This window comes from Bacteroides sp. (assembly GCF_028690125.1).
Classification (GTDB): Bacteria; Bacteroidota; Bacteroidia; order Bacteroidales; family Bacteroidaceae; genus Bacteroides.
This window is the reverse complement of record NZ_JAQVBV010000033.1, coordinates 1-23,579: the sequence shown is the minus strand read 5'-3', so window position 1 is coordinate 23,579 and position 23,579 is coordinate 1. Positions and strand designations below refer to the sequence as shown.

Sequence of the window (23,579 nt, the reverse complement as noted above, 5' to 3'; positions counted from 1 at the left end):
ATATAGGAGGTATGCAAAACAGCTTTTAGCATACCTCCTATTCTTTACAAAAAGATATCTTATTTCCGCAAAATAACAATCAGTTCTTCTGCTGAAACAAGACTTTGCTCTCCTGTTTCCATATTCTTAAGCATAGCTTTACCTTCATTCATTTCATTCTCTCCAACGATAGCAACATAAGGAATATTTTTAGCATTTGCATAGCTCATCTGCTTTTTCATCTTAGCTGCATCCGGAAATATTTCAGCACGTATACCTACTGTACGTACTTTAGCTAACATCCCGATAGCGAAAGCTGCTTCTTTCTCACCAAAATTCACAAACAATACTTCCGTACTATTTACTGCTTCTTTCGGATAAAGTTCCAACTGATTCAGCACATCGAAAATACGATCGGCACCAAAAGAAATACCAACACCGGATACACCGGACATACCGAATACTCCCGTCAGGTTATCATAACGACCTCCACCAGTAATACTGCCAATCTGTACATCCAACGCTTTCACTTCAAAGATAGCACCAGTATAATAATTCAATCCGCGAGCCAATGTCAGATCTAATTCTATTTCATTTTTCAATCCCATTGTTTCCAAGGTATTCAGAATGAATTCACTTTCCTCCACTCCTTTCATACCTATTTCGCTTGCAGCCAACACATTCTTCAAAGTTCCGAGCTTCTCAGCATTAGTTCCACTCAATAGAATAATCGGTTGCAACTTAGCAATGGCCTCATCACTGATTCCTTTTTCTTTCAGTTCAGCATTCACATTATCTAAACCGATCTTATCTAGTTTATCAATAGCTACCGTTATGTCTACAATCTTATCAGCCTCGCCTATAATCTCAGCAATACCTGAAAGGATTTTACGGTTGTTAATTTTAATACAAACACGAATACCGAAACGGCTGAACACCGTATCTACAATCTGCATCAACTCAACCTCATTCAGCAATGAATCGCTACCTACCACATCAGCATCACACTGATAAAATTCACGATAACGTCCTTTCTGTGGACGGTCTGCTCGCCAAACCGGTTGAATCTGATAACGTTTGAACGGGAAAGTAATTTCATCACGATGCATCACCACATAACGGGCAAAAGGCACAGTCAAGTCATAGCGGAGTCCTTTTTCACAGAACTTACTTGCCAGTTTAGTAGCATTACGACTCAATAACTCTTCGTCAGTAATCCCCGAAAAATAATCACCTGAATTCTGAATCTTGAAAAGAAGTTTGTCACCTTCATCTCCATATTTTCCCATCAAGGTAGAAAGCATCTCCATGGATGGAGTCTCTATCTGCTGAAAACCATACAGATGATATACATCACGAATTGTATTGAATATATAGTTACGCTTCGCCATTTCTACCGGCGAAAAGTCACGAGTTCCTTTAGGAATACTTGGTTTTGCTGCCATAATATTTTCTGCTTATAAATTTGATTTGCAAATTTACTGTAAATTATTGAATTAGCTCAAAGAAAAGAGATCCAAATGATTTCGATATATTTAAAAAAACAATGAATATTGCAAACAAGATAAAATAGACTAAGTATGAAAATACTCACAACGAGCATTATCGCTATATTCTCTAAAAAGAAACTTATTGTAGAAAAATTGAATAAAGGGCTGACTGGCGTTTTATCTATTCGACAGATCAATCGGTTATTTATCGTGAAATGTATTAATGAAACAATAATTGACCAATGGTTCATTCCCGGAAAAATTATTTGTCCGAAAGCGAAAATAACCATCAGCCTTTAGCAATTCCTTCTCTATTCTTACATTATTAAAAATGATGTTGGTAAGCATCTTTTTCGAAGTACCTTCCATTTTTTACCCTCATAGAGCCAAATTTCATTTGCAATAATACGCCCGATAAAACAATCAGTGCCTCCATAGCAATTATAAAACACTACGGAAGCACTTATTATATTCTGATAAATGAAGTTTAGTTTCTTCTTCCTAAAGCAATTGATATATAATAAATCAATGTTGCCAATGAACTTAATGCAGCAACGACATAGGTATAAGCAGCAGAACGAAGAGCATCCTCAGCCTGTGAATGATTGTAAGAATTAGTAATACCAGATGAACTCAACCAAACAAGAGCACGCTTACTTGCATTAATTTCTACCGGCAATGTGATAAAACTAAACAACGTTGTCATGGCAAATAAAATAATACCGGCCCAAAGCAGTTGAGGAAATGTATTTACCATAAGTAGACCACCCAATAAAACCCATGTCATGATAGAAGATGAGAAATTGACAATAGGCACTAATGCACTACGCATTTTTAGCGGGGCATACATACGTGCATGCTGAACAGCATGACCGCACTCATGAGCTGCTACGGCAGCTGCCATTATACTGTTACTCTCATATACACCTTCACTCAAATTCACTGTCTTATTGGCAGGATTATAGTGGTCGGTCAGCTGTCCGGGAGTATGTGTCACCTGCACATCATAAATACCATTGTCTTGCAACATCTTCACAGCTACATCTCGACCTGTCATACCGTTTCCGGTAGGAATCTTCGAATATTTCTTGAACTTATTCTGCAAGTTCATCTGCACTATCCAACTTACGACAGCAATTCCGATAATTAATATCCAATATCCATATGAAACCATACTTTATTCTTTTTAAAATTATTACTCAATAGTATATAAACAAATACTTTGCCAAAAATAAGAGTAAACCATCAATGTAAGAATAGTTTCTCCATCCTTTTAGGAAGAATTAGCTAAAAATTAGTCAATTGTAAGTTCAACGATATAATCTACATCTTGGGGAACCTCTGATAGTTCAAGCAAAATACCCTCTTTCATTTTGGTATATCGAACTAGAGATTTATCCTTAAATAAAACGGCTTTCTTCACCTTTTTATTAGTTAGAGGTAATAATAATGTCTTATCCTTCAAATCAAGGATATGCACATATAGTTTATCTCCTTTCTGTGTGGTAACTCCCCAGTCTTGAGGAGCAATGATACCACCCCTTGTACCATAAATAGTTTCACCATACTGATTCATCCATTCACCTACTTCTTTCAAGCGCTGTACAGCCACTTCCGGAAGTTCCCCATTAGGCTGAGGACCGATATTCATCAAAAGATTTGCATTCCTACCAGCGGCTTTTACCAAATAGTGAATCAATGTCTTCGTCGATTTATAATTCTGATCAGTAATCTTATATCCCCACATTCCGTTCATTGTTTCACAAGTTTCCAAAGGCAATTGACTTACATCCTGTCCGGAAAGTCCCGCCGTATTTTCTCCCGGCAGGTCACGCTCAAAAATCTGAATATCTTCACCTTGAAAAGGAACTTGATGATGATTGTTTCCAACCAAACATCCCGGTTGAAGTTTATGAATCAATGCATATTGCTCCGGAAGTTCCCAATCAAAGCTTGGATTCTGATCCTGATCCCACCATCCATCAAACCAAATAGCACCTACCGGACCATAATTCGTCAGTAATTCTGTCAGCTGATTATTCATAAACTGATAATAACTTTTCCAATCCCCCTTCGGATTCGGTCGTCCTGTTCCACGTCCCGTACGTCCCCATGGATAATCCTCACGTGACCAGTCAAGATGAGAATAATAAAAATGAAGCTTGATCCCCTGTTTAGCACAAGCGGCAGCTAATTCTTTTATAATATCTCTTTTAAAAGGAGTGGCCTTGACTACATTAAAATCAGAATACTTCGTATAGAACATAGAAAAACCTTCATGATGACGGCTAGTGAAACAGATGTATTTTGCTCCTGAAGCCTTAATAGCTGCCACCCATTTCTCAGCATCAAATTTAGAAGGATAGAAGCCATCTGCCAGTTTGGCATACTCTTTATAATTCAGGTTGTTGTTTGTCATCGTCCATTCACCGGTAGCTAGCATAGCATACATACCCCAATGAAGAAAAATACCAAATTTATTATCCTGAAACTCCTGACGGGCTTTCAAATTTTCCTGAGTAGGTTGATAAGAAGGTTGAGCGTACATCCCAAAACTTATACCTAATAATAAAAGGAATGAAATAAGATGTGTTTTCATAAGGCATTATTATTAAAAACTTAAACAAAAAAGGCGGAGATAAAAAACTCCGCCCTTCCAAAAAATTATAGAACTATTTTATTCTTCTGTATAACGTTCGATAGTTTGTGCTCTATCAGGTCCTACGGAAACAATCTTGATTTGTACCCCAAGTTGTTCCTCTAAGAAGCTAAGATAAGCATTGAATTCTTCCGGAAACTCATCTTCACTCTGCATTTTCGTCATATCTGTTTTCCAACCCGGAAGTTCAGCAAATACAGGTTCTACTCCTTCTGTTATGTCATAAGGGAAATAGTCGATTTCTTCACCATTCAATTTATAAGCAACACAAGCTTTGATGGTATCGAATGTATCAAGAACATCACTCTTCATCATGATCAATTTAGTTACACCATTAATCATTACCGAATATTTCAATGCTACCAAATCAATCCATCCGCAACGACGCTTACGCCCTGTCACTGCACCAAATTCATGTCCCAACGCGCCTATTTTATCGCCAGTCTCGTCAAACAATTCTGTTGGGAAAGGACCTGCACCTACACGTGTACAATATGCCTTGAAAATACCATATACTTCGCCGATACGATTAGGACCAATACCCAAACCTGTGCAAGCACCGGCACAAATTGTATTAGAAGAAGTAACAAAAGGATAAGAGCCAAAATCGACATCCAACATTGTTCCCTGCGCACCTTCGCAAAGTACACTTTTTCCATCGTTCAGCAGATTATTGATTTCATGCTCGCTATCTACAAGATGGAATTGTTTCAGATATTCAATACCTTCCATCCAAGCTTTTTCAAGCTCGGTCAGATCATATTCATAATTCAAATCCTTCAGGATTTGCTCGTGACGAGCTTTGGCGGCTGCATATTTCTGTTCGAAATTATGAAGAATATCACCTACACGAACACCATTACGACTTACCTTATCTGTATAAGTCGGACCGATACCTTTGCCGGTAGTACCCACTTTCGCATCCCCCTTAGCTGCTTCATAAGCAGCATCCAAAACACGATGTGTCGGAAGAATAAGATGAGCTTTCTTCGAGATATGCAAGCGTTCTTTCAACGGGTGCCCCGATGCTTCAAGTGCTTCTGCTTCTGCTTTGAACAGTGCCGGATCAAGTACCACACCGTTGCCGATGATATTTACTTTATCCCCTTGAAAAATACCGGAAGGGATGGAACGAAGTACATATTTTTGTCCTTCAAACTCAAGTGTATGACCAGCATTCGGACCGCCCTGAAAACGAGCAACCACATCATACTTAGGTGTTAATACATCGACTACTTTTCCTTTACCTTCGTCGCCCCATTGTAATCCTAATAGAACATCTACTTTCATTTTTCTTTTTTATTGTTGTTATTTACTTTTTTCCGTTTATTCGCTCTGTCGCATTTACTACACAATCCATATATATATAAGGAGTAATGAGAAAGTTGAAAGCGACTTAACTTTGTATTCTCAATGGCATGCTGCAACTCCTCGTTTTGAAACTCAGTTACCTTACCGCATTGGGTACATATCTGATGATGATGTGTATCACGATTGTATGATTTTTCATATTGGGAGGATGTTCCAAACTGATGTTTGATGACTAGACGCGCATTGATTAACAGAATAATAGTATTGTAGAGAGTTGCACGGCTTACCCGAAAATTCTCCTGGTCCATCATCCGTAAATAGAGCATATCAATGTCGAAATGTCCTTCGATGGAGTAAATAGTTTCGAGTATGGCATAACGTTCGGGAGTCTTACGATGCCCGTTTCCAGTAAGATATTCGGTGAATATCTGCCGTACTGTATCTTTCACATTTTGAGTTTCCATCATCAGCACAAAATTAGCGCGAACAAAGTTAAGCCTTTTTTGCGGAAAGCAAAAGAATTTCTATGATATTTGTATGAAGGATAATTTGGTAGTTCAGTAGCAAGCTGTCCGTCACTCATCCACTTCTTCCCTCACCATATTATACAACATTTGTTCTGCTTCTATAGTAGAATCTGACATTCCTTCCACCAAACGGCATACCTGAAAAGCATTTCCTTCACTATGCTGCATATATTTACGAATGGCCAACATCGCTGCATTCCGAACACGGTAACTTTCCGAATATACGGCACAAATAGCCTGATCAAGCAACTCTCCGGCTACTCTTTCCGTTATATCCCCTTTTTTCATCAAAAGACGGGCTACGGTTAAAAACCCACAGGTCTGTACATACTCCCGCTCGTCAGCTATCCAATGGAATGATTTAGCCGGTGCATACGGTAAGTGCTGAAAAAGGTTCATACACGTTAATTCCGCTATCTCAATGTTCTGAATATCTTCTACCCAAATATCGGCAATCTCAGGATAAAAGGTATCGATGGGTTGTAACATCGCAGCCAGAATCTTACATTCACGAATATTCTCTTTCCATAATGCCTGAGCCAGATCGTGGTTTTTCTCGTAACCATCAGCAATCATCTTGATACGTGGAAGTTCTACACCGAAATTGAGTTTATACACCAATCCCTTCTCACGCATACTTTGAGACACAGCCCCGTTCATAGAGAGACGGAGCTGCGTTTTGATATCTTTCAATTGTTCTTTAATATCCATTTTTTAATTGTTTATCGAAGGCAGGGGAGAATAGTCCTTACTATAACGCAACATTTGTTCCACATAACCTTCGTTATAAGATACAGTAACATCTGTAATATTACCATTTTCATCTGTCACCAATTCATACTTGGGATTCACAAATCCTTTATAAGGAGCAAGATTCAGTTTCTTATAACGTTCCAATATCTCTGCATGAAGAACCGGATCTACTTTTACTGCATAATTCTCAACTAACTTACGAGCTCCTGCAAAATCACCGGTAGACTTGATGCGTTGGATTTCAGCTAACAATTTACCAAATAGTTCGCGTACCTTCTGATAATCATTAATCACAACATAAGTTTTTCCGTCTTTCTTCACCATCTCCACCACTTTATCAGCTGCTCCGTTTTCAAATACCCAACGAGCTATCAACTGACGGTTACGCATATGAGCTTCCTCAATATTATTTCCCGGTTCGATGCGTACCAATTGTGTCATCAAGCCATTCATCAAAAATTTATAATATTCAGCCTTATAAGCATCTGCATCCGGCACAAGTTTCAATTCCACCAGCTTCGGATCAGCCACGTAATACAAGCCAAACAAATCCGCACGAGCCTCTTCAATAGTAGAACCATACGCTTTCAAAGCATCCGGATCTACTCCCGAAAGTAATTTACCGGAACCATGTCCCAAACACTCATGTAAGTCAGTATGAAGTTCGTCCGTCAAATCACCATATTTATCCATAAATTGAATTTCCACATCACTGTAGGCAAATTCTTCGTTGAAGCCATTGCCGTGAGCTGCTTTATTATAAGCATCAGTAATGTTTCCGATAGTAACAGATTTCGATCCGTGATGAGCACGAATCCAGTTGGCATTCGGAAGGTTGATACCAATAGCCGTGGATGGATATAAATCACCGGCAAGTATAGCAGCAGTAATTACTTTCGCAGATACCCCCTTCACTTTATCTTTTTTGAATAATTTATCTACCGGAGAATGATCTTCAAACCATTGTGCATTACTGCTGATAGTCTCCGTACGATGTGTAGCATCCATATCCTTAAAGTTCACTAAGGACTCCCAGCTAGCTTTCATTCCTAACGGATCACCGTAACTTTCAGTGAAACCATTCACAAAATCAATTCGTGAATCCAAATCTTTCACCCAAAGAATAGCATATTCATCAAAGTCCTTCAAACTACCTGTTTCGTAAAACTGAATCAACTTGCTAATCATAGCCTTTTGGGCATCATTCTCAGCAACTGTCTCAGCTTTCTTCAGCCAAAAGACAATCTTTTCAATAGCCTGTGTATAGAGTCCACCTACTTTCCATACCTTTTCTTGTATCTTACCCTCCTCTTTAACCAAACGACTATTCAATCCATAAGAAACCGGAGTTTCATCTTTCGGATCTTTCATAGTACTATAGAAATCTTCTGCTTCTTTCTGCGTCACACCGTCGTAATAGTTACAAGCAGAAGTAAGCACCAAATCTTCGCCATCTGCCTGGTTCACCCGTTTCGGCATAATAACCGGATCAAATATAACAGGGAATAATTCGGCACACAGTTGTTCGGCAGTTTGTCCTTCCACTAACGGAAGCAATGAAGCATCAACACTAAGCACAGCTTGTTTCAAAAATTCCTGTGAAAAGTTGGGTACAAACTTTTCCATACCGTAATGATGATGAATGCCATTGGAAAACCATACCCGTTTAAGATACACTTCCATATTTTTGAAATCAGGACTAGCTTTGTCTCCCTGATAGTTTGTATACACAGCTTCAAGCATCCTTCGAATTCTCAGGTTATACTTTCCGTTCTGGTCAAACAAAATATCCCGTCCTTCCAAAGCAGCTTGATTCAGGTAATAAATCAACTCTTTTTGTTTCAGCGACAGTTCCTCAAATCCGGAAGCTTTGTACCGCAATATTTGTAAATCTGCAAATTGTTCCACTGTATAATCAAATTTATCTGCCTCAGCAGTTGTTGTTTTAGTTCCTCCGCAAGATACTAAAAATGTTCCTGCTACAACTATCGAAATAAAATGTTTTTTCATAATAACTAGTATTGTTCAATTAAAAAGAGAAAAAGGAACTATCTCTAAACTTTCATTCAGAGGTAATTCCTTTTATTAAGTTTCAGAATACGCAATTACTTTTTGCTATCAGTATGTTTCTTGCGATATCCGTTAGGAGTTTCACCTACGTTCTTGTAAAATGCAGCATAAAAAGATTGACGATTTGCAAAGCCAACCATTGAGCTGATCTCTTCTACATTCTTGTCAGCATAACGTTTGTCAGTTAATAAATGTAGAGCATCTTTCACTCTGTACTCGTTCAACAAACAAGAATAGTTCATGCCAAAACGAGAATTCACCACTGCAGAAAGATAGCGTGTATTTGTTTTAAGCTCTTTAGCTAAATCCTTAGCAGAATAATCTGGGTCTTTATACTTCTTCTGAACAACAACAATATTCAGAATCTTGTCATACAACTCATCTGCTAATTCCGGTCTAATCAAAGATCTATACGCAGCTTTCTTTTCTTTCTTCTCCCTCAAATTATAAGGGCGCTTCTTAGGAGTTTCCTCCGTTGTTTTTTTCTCTAAATCACTCATCGAATTAACTGGTTAGGGGTTTGTTCATTAATTAATATTGCACATTTACAACATTGCATGTCACAAATGTCTTACTTTTTTTTTTAATACACAATTTTTTTGTGCATTTTTTTTCTACTTAAACAATCAAAAAGCTTGAAATAGCGAAATTGCAGCAGAATAATAAGAAACTTTAACCTTTTAGGGATTTATTATAGAACATAAATCGATACATGATAAAGTATACTAAAGAAAATGTATCTTTGCAACAAGTTTAATAGATCCATTGATGAGACAAACCCTTAAAACATATTTTGGATACGATAATTTCCGCCCTTTACAAGAAGAAATTATCCGTCACATTCTAAACAAGCAAGATGCGTTAGTACTAATGCCTACCGGAGGTGGCAAATCTATTTGCTATCAGTTACCTGCTTTACTTTGTGAAGGGACTGCAATAGTTGTATCACCGCTTATCTCTCTGATGAAAGATCAAGTAGAAGCATTACAATCTAACGGTATTGCTGCCGGAGCTTTGAACAGCAACAACGACGAAACAGAAAATATTAACTTACGCCGTGCCTGTATCGAAGGGAGACTCAAGCTATTATACATTTCGCCAGAAAAACTAGTAACAGAAAAAGACTATTTGCTACGAGATATGAATATCTCTTTATTTGCCATTGATGAAGCACACTGCATCTCGCAATGGGGACACGACTTCCGACCGGAATACACACAAATGGGAATACTACACCAACAATTTCCGCAAATACCAATCGTTGCATTGACAGCGACTGCTGATAAAATAACCCGTGAGGACATCATACGCCAGCTCCATCTGATCAACCCGCGAACCTTTATCTCCTCTTTCGACCGTCCCAACATTAGCCTGACAGTAAAACGAGATTCTCAAGCCAAAGAGAAAAACAGAGCAATCCTTGAATTTATTCACCGTCACAGTGGAGAAAGTGGAATTATCTATTGCATGAGCCGTAATAAAACGGAAACCGTAGCCCAAATGTTACAAAAGCAAGGTATCCGATGCGGAGTATATCATGCCGGTTTATCCCCCCGACATCGGGACGAAACTCAAAATGATTTCATCAACGACCGTATTCAAGTAGTATGTGCCACGATAGCATTTGGCATGGGAATTGACAAATCCAACGTCCGGTGGGTAATCCATTACAATCTACCCAAAAGCATTGAAAGTTTTTATCAGGAAATAGGTCGAGCCGGTCGTGACGGGCTGCCCAGTGATACCATCCTGTTTTATTCAATAGGAGATCTAATCCTACTCACTAAATTTGCAAACGAAAGTAATCAACAAACTATCAATGTGGAGAAACTTCAACGAATGCAACAATATGCTGAAGCAGACATCTGCCGAAGAAGAATCTTATTAAACTATTTCGGAGAAACAACTACAAAAGACTGTGGCAACTGTGACGTCTGCAAAAACCCTCCCGAAAGATTCGACGGCACAACCATTGCTCAAAAAGCATTAAGTGCCATAGCCCGTACCGACCAACAGATCGGAACCGGATTACTAATAGAAATTCTCCGTGGTAACTACTCTACCGAAGTAACCGGAAAAGGTTATCAGGAATTAAAAACATTTGGAGTCGGAAGAGAAATTCCAACTCGCGACTGGCAAGATTATTTATTACAGATGTTACAACTAGGCTACTTCGAAATCGCCTACAACGAAAACAATCATCTTAAAATCACTTCAAGCGGCAGTGATGTTCTCTTTAGCAGAGCCAAAGCCACTCTAACAGTTATTCACCGCGAAGAAACAGCAACTACCAAAACCAAAAAGAAAAAAATAGTCATTTCCAAAGAATTCTCATTCGGACTGCCAGGCACAGAAAACGAGGACCTTTTTGAAGCTCTCCGTGGTCTAAGAAAACAACTAGCCGACCAAGAAGGACTCCCTGCCTATATCGTTTTATCCGACAAAGTATTACATCTCCTCAGCCTTTCACGTCCCACTACCATCGAAGAGTTTGGAGCCATCAGCGGAATTGGAGAATACAAAAAGAAAAAATATGGCAAAGATTTTATCAACCTTATCAAGCAATTTGTAGACTAAAACCTAACAAACAAGACTACCGAGCAGAAACCTTTGCAAAGTAAATATTGACACTAAAGGAATGGATTTATGCCACCTTATTGTCACAACTGTGCCACCCTATTGTCATACTTGTGCCAACAGCATGGCACAGTTGTGACAATAAGGTGGCACGAGAACAACTAAAAGTTCTCTAGACTCTCTCCCATAAAATAAAACTAATATGTAAATATACAACTAAGAATAAAGCAGTACTTTCTAACTCTTCCTACTGCAAACAAATACTCCGCACAGTCTTCCCGTCTATTTATTCAGTTAAGCGAACGCCTTGAACGAAGCATCCAAAAGGACAGGCTGTTTGAGTACAGCAAATTTTGTCCCTTTAGCATCGCAAAAAAAGTGAGTATAATAAAAAAGAACATCAGCGACAGCGTTGCAGCTGCTCATGCAAATCCGCCTGTGGCACACCCAACGAAATCGCTTTTTCAAAATCAGCCTTTGCCAAAACCTTTTTCTTTTGAGTCAGATAAATTTCACCGCGCAACAAATAAACATCAGGCAACGAAATATTTAATCGTATAGCCTCCTCCAAATCTACCAATGCCAATTCATCATGTCCCATTTCATGTTCCACATCAGCACGAGCAACATATAAAGTAGCATCATCAGGAGTTTCCACAATCATCTTATTTAAAATATTAAGCGACTCCTTAAATTTCCCTTCTTTCTGTTCAAGAGTAGCTAAACCGAGTCGCCCGCTATAACTCGACGGATCAATCTCCAGCAAACGATTATAATCTACCCTCGCTGTGGGATAATCCCGACGAAGAATATAAATATAAGCCCGCATCAATAGCGCTTCCTTATTATTTTTATCTTCATCAAGTACCTGACAATAATCGGTATAGGCACGATCCGTTCTCCCCATTTCCAAATAAATTGCAGCACGGTCTAATAAAATAGGTACCGACAACGGAACAAAATTCAATGCAAAAGAATAAGATTCAAGTGCTTTATCAAACTTCCCTAAGCGACGCTGAACCAGTCCCAGATTAGAAAAAAGCATTGCATTTTTTTCATTCTTCGGGTCCAGCTTCAAAGCCTTCACTAACAAATCTTCCGCCTGATGAAGACTATCTTTCTCAATACACTCAATCGCCCTCTCGGACAACTGTTGATAAGTCTGCGCAAACAAAGTGAATGGAAATAAAAAAAACAAGAAGAAAAAAGTCCCTTTCAAAAAAACTGAAAGCACAACTTCACTCACCTTATTTTCACTCAAAACTTTTTTCATTTGTAAATCATATTAATATTATTCAAAACGCTCTTGCTCCTAATCACTAAAAGACAACAAGAAGAACTTATTACAACGGATATACGTCAAATGCAAACAACTCAGTTGAAAGATAACGTTCTCCTGTATCAGGTAACAATACTACTATTTTTTTGTTCTTGAATTCCGGACGTGAGGCCAACTGCCGGGCACCATACACTGCTGCTCCTGAAGAAATTCCTGCCAACAAACCTTCTGTAGCAGCCAACTCGCGTCCTGCGCGAATCGCTTCATCATCGGGCACACCTATAACTTCGTTTACGACAGAAGCGTCGTAAAGTTTCGGAATAAAATTCGCACCAATTCCTTGAATACGATGTGGTTCAGCCTGACCACCTTCCAGCACAGGAGATGCAGCAGGTTCAACTGCCACAATATAAATATCCGGATTATGTTTTTTTAAAGCACGGGCCACACCACACACGGTTCCTCCAGTACCCACTCCTGCAACAAATGCAGCAACTTCGCCATCTGTATCCCGCCAGATTTCCTCTCCGGTAGTCCGTTCATGAGCAACCGCATTAGAGGAGTTCTCAAATTGTTGAAGAATCACCGAACCGGGAATACTATCACGTAACTCCTGAGCTTTAGCAATAGAAGCAGACATTCCCCCCAAGCCATCAGTCAAAACGATTTGTGCCCCTAATGCTTTTAACAAATTTCTCCGCTCCAGACTCATCGTCTCGGGCATAGTTAATATTAAATGATACCCTTTGATAGTAGCCACCATTGCCAACCCTACACCTGTATTTCCACTCGTCGGTTCAATAATAGTTGCACCAGGTTTCAATACACCGCGTGTCTCCGCATCCTCAATCATAGACAGGGCAACCCTGTCTTTCACACTTCCTGCCGGATTGAAAGCTTCTAACTTAGCTATTAAATTCTCTTTCAGTTCATACTTCCGGCTATATCCCGAAAGCTCCATCAGTGGAGTATTTCCCACTAGATCTGTCAATTTCTTCGCAATTTTTGGCATGGCCTACCTCGTTTTATTCGGTTGATGCGCAAAGATACAGAAAAGAATTGTACCTTTGTCTCCGTTCAATCTTTTTAAGTTTATAGATATGAAAAAGAGAATTCTGCAATTTCTCACTACTTATTTTTTATTTGTTCTTTTGTTTGTTATACAAAAACCTATATTCATGGGCTATTACCATGAAATATATACTGATGCATTCTGGAGTGACTATTTCAGTGTCATGTGGCACGGACTGCCATTAGACCTTTCTGTGGCAGGATACCTCACGGTAATTCCCGGTCTGATACTGATTGTTTCCGCTTGGACAGACTCGCGTATCCTGCGTCCTATCCGACAGTGGTATTTCCGCTTCATCGCCTTTATTATGGCTTCTATCTTTGTTATTGATTTAGGATTATATGGGTTCTGGGGATTCCGTTTGGATGCCACTCCCATTTTCTATTTCTTCACTTCTCCCAAAGATGCCATAGCCAGTGTAAGCATCTGGTATATATTACTAGGACTATTAACGATACTGATTTATGCAGCCATCCTATACGGAGTTTTTTATAGTGTACTCATTCGTGAAAAGAAACCTTTAAAAATACCTTATCACAGACAAAATGTATCTTTAGTACTCCTATTATTAACAGCAGTTCTTTTTATCCCTATCCGTGGCGGCTTCTCCGTATCAACCATGAATCTTAGCAAGGTGTATTTCAGCCAAAACCAACGAATGAACCATGCGGCTATCAATCCGGCATTCAGTTTTATGTATTCCGCCACCCATCAAAATAACTTCGATAAGCAATACCGTTTTATGGACCCTAAAATTGCAGACAAGTTATTTAACCAAATGATTGAAAAGCCTGTATCCCCAACAGACAGCATTCCCCAGCTACTAAATACACAACGCCCCAATATCATTTTCATCATCCTTGAAAGTTTCTCCAATCACTTAATGGAGTCTCTCGGAGGACAACCGAACGTTGCAGTTAATCTGGACAGATTTGGAAAAGAAGGTGTATTATTTACGAATTTCTACGCTAACAGTTTCCGTACCGACCGTGGTCTGGTATCCATTATCAGTGGCTATCCCGCACAGCCAAGTACCAGCATCATGAAGTATCCCGAAAAGACAGAAAGCCTACCTTCCATTCCACGTACACTAAAAAATGCCGGATACGACCTGAAATATTATTACGGAGGAGATGCCGATTTTACTAATATGCGTTCTTATCTGGTATCTTCGGGTATAGAGAAGATTATTTCCGAAAAAGACTTCGCTTTATCTGAACGTGCCGGCAAATGGGGAGCGTTAGATCATACATTATTCCAGCGTTTTCTGAAAGACCTTAAAGAAGAAAAGCCCAAAGAGCCATTCTTTAAAATCATACAGACATCCAGTAGTCACGAACCATTTGAAGTTCCATTCCACCGTTTAGATAACCAAGTGCTCAATGCTTTTGCTTACGCAGATAGTTGTGTAGGAGATTTCGTGAAACAATATCAGAAAACACCGATGTGGAAAAATACATTGATTGTACTTGTTCCTGACCACCTGGGAGGATATCCGCGTCCGATAGACAATCCTTTGGAAGGACATACCATTCCACTCATTATGATTGGCGGAGCAATAAAAGAGCCACAAATCGTAGATACTTATGGTTCACAAATAGACATTCCTGCAACCTTGCTTTCACAACTTGGACTGCCACATGATGACTTTGCTTTCAGTAAAAATATCCTGAATCCTTCCTCTCCCCACTTTGGATATTTTACCGAAACGTCTCTCTTTGGTATGGTTACTCCGGAAAATCAATTGGTGTTCAATCTGGATGCCAATAAAATACAAGTGGACGAAGGAACAGCCAAAGGAGCTAACCTGGAAAAAGGGAAAGCCTACCTTCAGAAACTCTACGATGATTTAGCGAAACGATAAACAAACTTCACTTTTCTATAATACATTTTATATGAATGAAATAATACAAAGTCTATCAAATATAGATACTAATATACTTTTATTCTTTAATGGAATACACTCACCGTTCTGGGATTACTTTATGAGTGCTTTTACCGGAAAAGTAATATGGATACCAATGTACGCTACTATTTTATATGTATTACTAAAAAACTTCCATTGGAAAGTAGCCCTTTGTTATGTAGTAGCTATTGCACTGACTATCACTTTTGGCGACCAGATGTGTAATAGCCTGATTCGCCCGTTGGTAGGTCGCTTGCGTCCTTCCAATCCGGAAAATCCGATTGCTGACCTAGTCTATATTGTAAATGGAAGACACGGAGGAGGTTTCGGCTTTCCTTCCTGTCATGCAGCCAATTCATTCGGACTTGCCATCTTCCTGATTTGTTTATTTCGTAAACGTTGGCTGAGTATCTTTATCGTATTGTGGGCATTTACTAATTCATATACACGCCTGTATCTGGGATTACATTATCCCGGAGATTTATTAGTGGGAGCTATTATCGGAGGATTCGGAGCATGGATAATCTATCTTATTTTCCATAAATTGGCGATCCACCTGGATTCTGTTACCCAATCGTCAAATACAAAGAAGACGAAACAAACAGAAATAATCACCTATGCCGGATTACTGACCACTCTTGGTATCATTATTTATTCCATTGTTCAAGGTTAATGCAAAAGTACATTTAATAAGGAAGGGAACTGGCCGAAAAGTCTGTAAGTCCTCTCATTCTGCCATCCCGAGCGTAGTGAAAGCCTCCTCTTTGATACATTCAAAGTAGATCCTTCGACAAGTTCAGGATAACAGAACAAAATAAGAACATACAATCAATTTTCGGACAGTCTCCTTTTTTATTATAAATATATTATCAGACGTTTTTAATATAATCAACAATCCATTGTCCTACTTCCTTTGTTCCGTACTTAGCACCTTCGGCAACTTGAATTTCCGGAGTACGTACATTCTCATCTAAAGAAGCATCTACTGCCTTACGAATCAGGGCTCCCTCTTTCTTACAATCAAAGTATTCAAACAACATGGCTACAGAAAGAATCTGAGCTAACGGATTTGCAATATTTAATCCTTTAGCCTGTGGCCATGAACCATGAATCGGCTCAAAAACAGGAGTACTTTCACCGGTAGAAGCAGAAGGGAGCAAGCCCATAGAACCACTGATTACAGAACCTTCGTCAGTAAGAATATCACCGAATGTGTTTTCCGTCACCATCACATCGAAGAAAGCAGGTTCTTGAATCATCTTCATGGCAGCATTATCCACAAACATATAATCAGTAGTCACCTCCGGATAGTTAGGAGCCATTTCCTGTGCAATCTGACGCCACAGACGGGAAGAAGCCAACACGTTTGCTTTATCTACAACCGTCAGATGCTTTCTACGCTTCATTGCGTATTCAAAACTAACTTTCAAGATACGTTCAATTTCCGGACGAGTATAATAATTAGTATCATAAGCCTTATCATTATCCTGATATTTTTCACCGAAATACATACCGCCTGTCAATTCACGAATACAGACAAAGTCAGCATTCTCTACTAACTCGGCACGCAAAGGAGACTTATGAATGAGGCATTTAAATGTCTGTACCGGACGTATATTAGCAAACAAGCCTAGTTTTTTACGCATAGCAAGCAATCCCTGTTCCGGACGAACCTTTGCAGTAGGATCATTATCAAATTTCGGATCACCTACAGCCGAAAATAAAACAGCATCAGCATCCTTACAAATCTGAAAAGTTTTTTCCGGAAACGGATCACCTACTTTATCAATAGCATCCGCACCACAGATTGCATATTCGTAACTTACTTTGTGACCAAACTTCTCACAAACGGCACTCATTACATTTACTCCTTGCACGGAGATTTCCGGTCCGATACCGTCGCCTGCTAATACAGCAATTTTAAAATCCATAATTGTTAATTCTTTCTATTTATATACTTATAAAATATTCTTTAGAAAAGCTGCACCCCATCTATTCATTCTCAATGATATTCAGCATTTTCACGGTCGCCTTAATGGCAGCTTCTGTCTGGTCGGCATCCAGACCACGGGTACGGAACACTTTGTCCTCATAACTCCATGTAATCACAGTCTGCACAAATGCATCCGTACGTCCGCCGGGAGGAATACTTACGGCATAATTTGTCAGCATCGGGAATTTACGCCCCAAAGTTACCTTATATATTTTACGTAAAGCACGTACAAAAGCATCATACTGACCGTCTCCACTTGAACTCTCTTCAAATTCTTTGCCGTTGATTTCTATTTTCAAGGTTGCCATTGGTTTCAAACCATGAGCAAGGTTCACAATATAGCTCTTTAATTTCACTTTTTCACCTTCCACTCCATGTTTTAGCACATCTGAAACAATATAAGGCAAATCTTCCTGAGTAACCAGCTCTTTCTTATCCCCCAATTCAATGATACGTTCTGTGACCTGACGCATGGATTCTTCATCCAAATCCAATCCCAAATCTTCCAGATTTTTACGAATATTAGCCTTACCACTGGTTTTACCTAACGCATACTCTCGTTTACGTCCAAAACGTTCGGGCAACAAATCATTGCAATAAAGATTGTTCTTATTATCGCCATCAGCATGAACACCAGCTACTTGCGTAAATACATTTTCACCTACAATCGGCTTATTGGCAGGAATTACAATACCGGAGTAAGACTCTACTACCCGACTTACATCGTTCAAACGGCTTTCATCAATATTAGTCAGCGCATTGAAATGATCTTTCAGAATAGCCTGCACACTTGCCAAAGGGGCATTTCCGGCCCGCTCACCCAAACCGTTAATCGTCGTATGCAATCCTTTCACTCCACTCAGGACAGCCGCCAACACATTGCTTACTGCCAGATCATAATCATTATGTGCATGAAAATCAAAGTGAGTATCCGGATACCGTTTCTTCATCTTCCGCATATACTCTATCACTTGTAAAGGATTCAGTATTCCCAATGTATCCGGCAACATATAACGTTTGATATTAGCACCTTTCAATCCATCCATCAACTGAAATACATATTCAGAAGAATCTTTCATTCCATTGCTCCAATCTTCCAGATAGACATTAACTGCAATATCTTGTTCGTCGGCATAACCCACTACATTAACAATATCAGCAATATGTTCTTCCGGACTTTTTTTCAACTGCTGCATACAATGTTTCAACGAACCTTTGCAAAGCAGATTGATGACGCGGCAACCTGTACGTTGTATCCAATCGACCGAAGTACCGCCATCTACAAATCCCAATACTTCGACTTTATGAAGCAAATTCCGGCGTGCTGCCCAGTCACATATCATCTTAACGGCTTCAAACTCACCGTCGGATACACGCGCTGAGGCAACCTCTACGCGGTCCACCTTTAAGTCTTCCAATAGCAAACGAGCAATCATTAGTTTCTCATGAGGCACAAAGGATACTCCGCTGGTCTGTTCACCGTCGCGGAGGGTTGTGTCCATGATCTCTATTTTGACGCTTTCTCTTCCCATTGTTCTATTTTATTTTTATTGCTCAACAAGAAATCGATATCATCCAGTCCATTCATCAGACAAAGTTTCTTATAAGCATTGATTTCAAAACATTCGCTCTTACCTGTCGCTCTATTAGTAATAGTCTGTTCCGGAAGATTCACTTCCACCTCCATCTTCGGATTCGCATAAATAGAGTCGAACAATTCTTGCAAGAATTCCTCTGAAACAACTACAGGAAGCACAAAATTGTTCAATTCATTATTTTTATGAATGTCTGCAAAGAAACTAGATACCACTACACGGAAACCATATCCGGCAATCGCCCAAGCTGCGTGTTCGCGGCTGGAACCTGAACCGAAATTTTTCCCGGCAACCAATATTTGTCCGCTATAGGTAGGATCATTCAGCACAAAATCTTTATTCAAAGAACCATCTGCATTATAACGCCAATCACGAAACAAGTTATCTCCGAAAAATTTCTCTTCACGAGTTGTCGCTTTCAGAAAACGTGCCGGAATAATCTGGTCTGTATCCACATTTTCTAAGGGCAATGGTACACAAGTACTTGTTATTATATCAAATTTTGCTTTCATTTCCAATTATCTATTATCCATTATCAATTAAATAAATTCTCTCGGATCAGTAATTACTCCTGTCACTGCTGCAGCGGCAGCTACTAACGGGCTAGCCAACAAGGTACGTGCTCCCGGTCCCTGACGACCTTCGAAGTTACGGTTACTAGTTGAAACGGAGTATTTACCTGCCGGAATCTTATCATCATTCATCGCCAAACAAGCGGAACATCCCGGCTGACGAATTGCAAATCCGGCTTCTGTCAGAATCTTGTCTATACCTTCTTTACGAATTTGAGCATCTACCATCCATGAACCCGGAACAAGCCATGCAATCACGTTATCCGCTTTCTTACGCCCTTTCACTATGGCAGCAAATGCCCGGAAGTCTTCAATACGTCCATTGGTACACGCTCCGAGAAATACATAGTCAATTTTCTTTCCCAATAGAGATTCACCGGGTTGGAATCCCATATAATCCAAAGATTTTTTGAAAGAAACCTGTGCCGCTTCTCCCAGTCCTTCCATCGTAGGAATATGCTGTGTGATACCCATACCCATGCCAGGATTAGTTCCATAAGTAATCATAGGCTCAATATCAGCTGCGTCAAACCGCACTTCTTTATCAAAGACAGCGTCATCATCACTTTTCAATGTCTTCCAATATTCCATGGCTATCTCCCACTCTTTGCCTTCCGGAGCATTTTCGCGACCTTTGATATATTCAAAAGTCACTTCATCCGGAGCGACCATACCACCACGAGCACCCATCTCGATAGAAAGATTACAAAGAGTAAGGCGTCCTTCCATTGTCAAATTACGGATAGTGGAACCTGCATATTCTACAAAATATCCTGTAGCACCACTGGTAGTCATCTTTGACATCATATAGAGTGCCACATCTTTTGCAGTCACCCCTTTTCCCAATTCTCCATCTACAGTAATACGCATTGTTTTCGGTCTCGACTGAAGTATACATTGAGAAGCCAATACCATTTCCACTTCACTGGTTCCGATACCGAAAGCAATAGCACCCATTGCACCATGAGTTGAAGTATGAGAGTCACCACAAACAATTGTCATACCCGGCAGAGTTAAAGCCCGTTCAGGACCTACCACATGAATAATTCCATTCTTTGGGTGCATCATGCCGTAATGTGTCAAACCAAAATCTTTGGCATTTTTCGTCAATGTATCTACCTGAGTCTTGGATATCTGATCTTCAATCGGTTTATCCTGATCATGCGTTGGTGTATTATGATCCGGCATACAAAACACTTTATCCGGACGTAACACGCTAATTCCCCGTTCACGCAACCCTGAAAAAGCCTGCGGACTAGTCACCTCATGGCAATAAAGCCGATCAATATAAAGCTGTGTAGGACCATCTTCCACGGTAGTTACCACGTGAGCATCCCATATTTTATCAAATAATGTATTCATTTATTTATTATAATTTTGCAAATTAGAATTGAATTATAGTCTTCTCCTTAATTTTTGAACTTATTAATGCAGTCAATATAAGCTTCTACAGAAGCCGCTATAATATCTGTATTAGCTCCAAAGCCATAATACATCTGGTTATCATATTCTACCTGCATATGCACTTTTCCAACGTCATCACTTCCTTTGCTGATAGCTTGAATCGTAAACTCCTTTAATGTCATGTGGCGGTCTACAATCTTTTTCAAAGCCTTAATCGCAGCATCTACCGGACCATTTCCACTAGCACAGGCTTCAAACTTTTCACCGGAAATATTCAATCCCAGACTAGCAACCGAACGGACACCAATACCACTTGTTACCTGCAAATAATCTAATTTAATACGATGATTCTGGGTACGATCTGCCCCCGCCAATACAAGAATATCATCATCATTAATATCTTTTTTCTTATCAGCCAGCTTCAAGAAATCTTCGTATACCTTATCCAAATTATCCTGATCCAATTTAACACCTAAGACAGCAAGACGGCTCTTCAAAGCAGCACGTCCGCTACGGGCAGTCAATACAATTGAGTTATCATCAATACCTACATCATGAGGATCAATAATTTCATACGTTTGCACATTCTTCAATACACCATCTTGATGAATACCGGATGAATGGGCAAAAGCATTACGACCAACAATTGCCTTATTCGGCTGCACAGGCATATTCATCAAACTAGATACCATACGGCTGGTCGGATAAATCTTCTGAGTATTAATATTAGTTTGAATATCAATTTCATGATGGCTCTTGATAATCATTGCAATTTCCTCAAGAGCAGTGTTTCCGGCACGTTCACCAATACCATTAATGGTTACTTCTACCTGACGAGCACCATTTAAAACACCCGCCATTGTATTAGCTGTTGCCATACCTAAATCATTATGACAATGAGTAGAAATAATGGCTTTATCAATACCATCAACGTGATCCATCAGATATTTAATCTTAGCACCATATTCTGAAGGTAAACAATATCCAGTTGTATCCGGAATATTCACTACTGTAGCTCCGGCTTTAATCACTGCTTCAATTACACGTGCCAGATATTCTTTATCTGTACGACCTGCATCTTCTGCATAAAATTCCACATCGTCTACAAAGCGACGTGCATATTTCACAGCAGCTACCGCACGTTCGATAATCTCTTCGCGATTTGAATTAAACTTATACTTGATGTGAGAATCAGAAGTACCAATACCTGTATGAATACGTTTATGTTTAGCAAACCTCAACGCATCCGCAGCAACATCAATATCCTTTTGAACGGCACGTGTCAAAGCACAAATTGTAGGCCAAGTCACTGCTTTCGAAATCTCTATTACCGAATTAAAATCTCCCGGACTAGAGATAGGGAAACCAGCTTCAATCACATCTACCCCCAGAGCTTCCAATGCCTTTGCTACCTGAATTTTTTCTACTGTATTCAATTGGCATCCCGGAACCTGCTCACCATCCCGAAGGGTGGTATCGAAAATAAATAACCTATTGTCCATTTTCTATTATGATTTATATAATTATTAATATCAAAAAAAAGCCTTTCACACATGGAAGTGAGAAAGGCTTTCGTATATTTTGATCATACACTTTTACGCGCAGCACTCACTTCCACTAAACTTTGATAGTAGAATAATAATACCGCACAGTAGAATATGTATAAACATCTGATTCATTTTATTGTCTTTTTATTGTTTAACGATGCAAAGGTAGAGATTATTTCTTATCCACCAAATAATACGTTACTTTTTTATCAAAAAAAACTTCATTTCATAAGATAAAACCAATAATAAAAAAGAATATATCACAAGTCATCCTCTATTCGTCATAAAATAGAAAGAGGGTACAAAGTGTCGGAACACCCTGTACCCTCCTGATTTATCATTCTAAATCAATAAATTACTTCTTATCGCAGCATTCTTTCTTTTCTGCACTATCAGCTTTCTTGTCGCAATTAGCTTTCTTATCACAATTAGTCTTATTGCAATCAGCCTTCTTATCACAAGAAGTAGCACAAGAGTCTGTCTTTTGACAGCAAGAGTCAGTTTGAGTACATACAGCAGCTTCTACAACTTCAACAGAATCCGTTGCTTCTCCTTCAGAAGCACTATTAGCTGTTTTATTACCAGAACAAGACATCATAGCAAAGGTAAATGTTACTGCCACAGCAGTTAGGAATAATTTAATCTTCATACTTTTGATTTGCTTTAAACGATTAATATATAATTGTCGGTTGCGAATATAATACTTTTTTTCGAATCCACCAAACGCAATAAAGCCCCTTGACTCTTTCGAATCAAGGGGCTTCTTGAAAAACGGCAGTTACCTACTCTCCCACTGTTACGCAGTACCATCGGCGTGACGAGGCTTAACTTCTCTGTTCGGAATG

At 39.3% G+C, this 23,579-nt stretch carries 21 protein-coding genes; 4 read left to right on the top strand and 17 right to left on the bottom strand.

The features are described 5' to 3' along the window. Positions 1-59: 59 nt before the first annotated feature. A complete protein-coding gene (hisS, locus tag PHO71_RS18590) occupies positions 60-1,424 on the bottom strand; it encodes a histidine--tRNA ligase (protein WP_300206204.1) in 1,365 nt (454 codons plus the stop codon). A 135-nt stretch (positions 1,425-1,559) separates the two neighbouring features. Here hisS and PHO71_RS18585 point away from each other — a divergent pair, with 135 nt between their 5' ends. Next, entirely contained in the window at positions 1,560-1,769 is a 210-nt protein-coding gene (locus PHO71_RS18585; RefSeq protein WP_300206202.1) for a hypothetical protein, read from the top strand. A 187-nt stretch (positions 1,770-1,956) separates the two neighbouring features. On the opposite strand, the gene PHO71_RS18580 is transcribed toward PHO71_RS18585, so the two are convergent. The 7 genes from PHO71_RS18580 to PHO71_RS18550 all read right to left on the bottom strand — a co-directional run bounded on the left by PHO71_RS18580 (position 1,957) and on the right by PHO71_RS18550 (position 9,289). Next, positions 1,957-2,643, bottom strand: coding sequence for a zinc metallopeptidase (locus PHO71_RS18580; protein ID WP_300206200.1), 687 nt, complete (start codon positions 2,641-2,643; stop codon positions 1,957-1,959). Between the two features lie 120 nt (positions 2,644-2,763). Continuing rightward, the gene (locus PHO71_RS18575; protein WP_300206199.1) at positions 2,764-4,068 is read right to left on the bottom strand and encodes an alpha-L-fucosidase; all 1,305 of its coding nucleotides are present in this window, start codon (positions 4,066-4,068) and stop codon (positions 2,764-2,766) included. Positions 4,069-4,146: 78 nt separating this feature from the next. After that, positions 4,147-5,418, bottom strand: a complete 1,272-nt coding sequence (locus PHO71_RS18570; RefSeq protein WP_300206197.1) for an adenylosuccinate synthase — start codon at positions 5,416-5,418, stop codon at positions 4,147-4,149. Beyond that, complete coding sequence (locus tag PHO71_RS18565) at positions 5,415-5,903, bottom strand: Fur family transcriptional regulator (RefSeq protein WP_300206255.1); 489 nt, start codon at positions 5,901-5,903, stop codon at positions 5,415-5,417. The genes PHO71_RS18570 and PHO71_RS18565 overlap by 4 nt, the downstream gene beginning before the upstream one ends. Positions 5,904-6,014: 111 nt before the next feature. Beyond that, the gene (locus PHO71_RS18560; protein ID WP_300206195.1) at positions 6,015-6,677 is read right to left on the bottom strand and encodes a DNA alkylation repair protein; all 663 of its coding nucleotides are present in this window, start codon (positions 6,675-6,677) and stop codon (positions 6,015-6,017) included. A 3-nt stretch (positions 6,678-6,680) separates the two neighbouring features. Further along, entirely contained in the window at positions 6,681-8,729 is a 2,049-nt protein-coding gene (locus tag PHO71_RS18555) for a dihydrofolate reductase (protein WP_300206193.1), read from the bottom strand. A gap of 95 nt (positions 8,730-8,824) precedes the next feature. Further along, complete coding sequence (locus PHO71_RS18550) at positions 8,825-9,289, bottom strand: AraC family transcriptional regulator (protein ID WP_300206191.1); 465 nt, start codon at positions 9,287-9,289, stop codon at positions 8,825-8,827. Positions 9,290-9,557: 268 nt separating this feature from the next. Here PHO71_RS18550 and recQ point away from each other — a divergent pair, with 268 nt between their 5' ends. Then, a complete protein-coding gene (recQ, locus tag PHO71_RS18545; RefSeq protein WP_300206189.1) occupies positions 9,558-11,366 on the top strand; it encodes a DNA helicase RecQ in 1,809 nt (602 codons plus the stop codon). A gap of 400 nt (positions 11,367-11,766) precedes the next feature. Here the strand turns inward: recQ and PHO71_RS18540 are convergent, their stop codons facing one another. Together PHO71_RS18540 and cysK are read right to left on the bottom strand one after the other, a co-directional pair. Next, a complete protein-coding gene (locus tag PHO71_RS18540) occupies positions 11,767-12,639 on the bottom strand; it encodes a tetratricopeptide repeat protein (RefSeq protein WP_300206187.1) in 873 nt (290 codons plus the stop codon). Between the two features lie 70 nt (positions 12,640-12,709). Continuing rightward, positions 12,710-13,657 carry a cysteine synthase A gene (gene cysK / locus PHO71_RS18535; protein WP_300206185.1) on the bottom strand — a complete coding sequence of 316 codons (948 nt, stop codon included), beginning with the start codon at positions 13,655-13,657 and terminating at the stop codon, positions 12,710-12,712. 88 nt (positions 13,658-13,745) lie between these two features. Between cysK and PHO71_RS18530 the strand changes: the two genes are divergently transcribed. Further along, positions 13,746-15,581, top strand: coding sequence for an LTA synthase family protein (locus PHO71_RS18530; protein WP_300206183.1), 1,836 nt, complete (start codon positions 13,746-13,748; stop codon positions 15,579-15,581). 31 nt (positions 15,582-15,612) lie between these two features. Further along, the gene (locus PHO71_RS18525) at positions 15,613-16,296 is read left to right on the top strand and encodes a phosphatase PAP2 family protein (protein WP_300206181.1); all 684 of its coding nucleotides are present in this window, start codon (positions 15,613-15,615) and stop codon (positions 16,294-16,296) included. A 196-nt stretch (positions 16,297-16,492) separates the two neighbouring features. Here the strand turns inward: PHO71_RS18525 and leuB are convergent, their stop codons facing one another. From leuB to PHO71_RS18490, 7 genes are all read right to left on the bottom strand, one after another. Continuing rightward, positions 16,493-17,554: a 3-isopropylmalate dehydrogenase gene (gene leuB, locus PHO71_RS18520; protein WP_300206179.1), complete on the bottom strand. Its 1,062-nt coding sequence runs from the start codon at positions 17,552-17,554 to the stop codon at positions 16,493-16,495. 61 nt (positions 17,555-17,615) lie between these two features. After that, positions 17,616-19,148 carry an alpha-isopropylmalate synthase regulatory domain-containing protein gene (locus PHO71_RS18515; protein WP_300206177.1) on the bottom strand — a complete coding sequence of 511 codons (1,533 nt, stop codon included), beginning with the start codon at positions 19,146-19,148 and terminating at the stop codon, positions 17,616-17,618. Continuing rightward, complete coding sequence (gene leuD / locus PHO71_RS18510) at positions 19,124-19,723, bottom strand: 3-isopropylmalate dehydratase small subunit (RefSeq protein WP_300206175.1); 600 nt, start codon at positions 19,721-19,723, stop codon at positions 19,124-19,126. Before leuD ends, PHO71_RS18515 begins: the two co-directional genes overlap by 25 nt. A gap of 27 nt (positions 19,724-19,750) precedes the next feature. Then, the gene (leuC, locus tag PHO71_RS18505; RefSeq protein ID WP_300206173.1) at positions 19,751-21,145 is read right to left on the bottom strand and encodes a 3-isopropylmalate dehydratase large subunit; all 1,395 of its coding nucleotides are present in this window, start codon (positions 21,143-21,145) and stop codon (positions 19,751-19,753) included. A 47-nt stretch (positions 21,146-21,192) separates the two neighbouring features. Continuing rightward, a complete protein-coding gene (locus PHO71_RS18500) occupies positions 21,193-22,689 on the bottom strand; it encodes a 2-isopropylmalate synthase (RefSeq protein ID WP_300206171.1) in 1,497 nt (498 codons plus the stop codon). Between the two features lie 400 nt (positions 22,690-23,089). Further along, a complete protein-coding gene (locus PHO71_RS18495; RefSeq protein WP_300206169.1) occupies positions 23,090-23,383 on the bottom strand; it encodes a hypothetical protein in 294 nt (97 codons plus the stop codon). A 14-nt stretch (positions 23,384-23,397) separates the two neighbouring features. Then, positions 23,398-23,579: hypothetical protein (locus PHO71_RS18490; RefSeq protein WP_300206167.1), on the bottom strand; the 182-nt coding region annotated here is incomplete at its 5' end.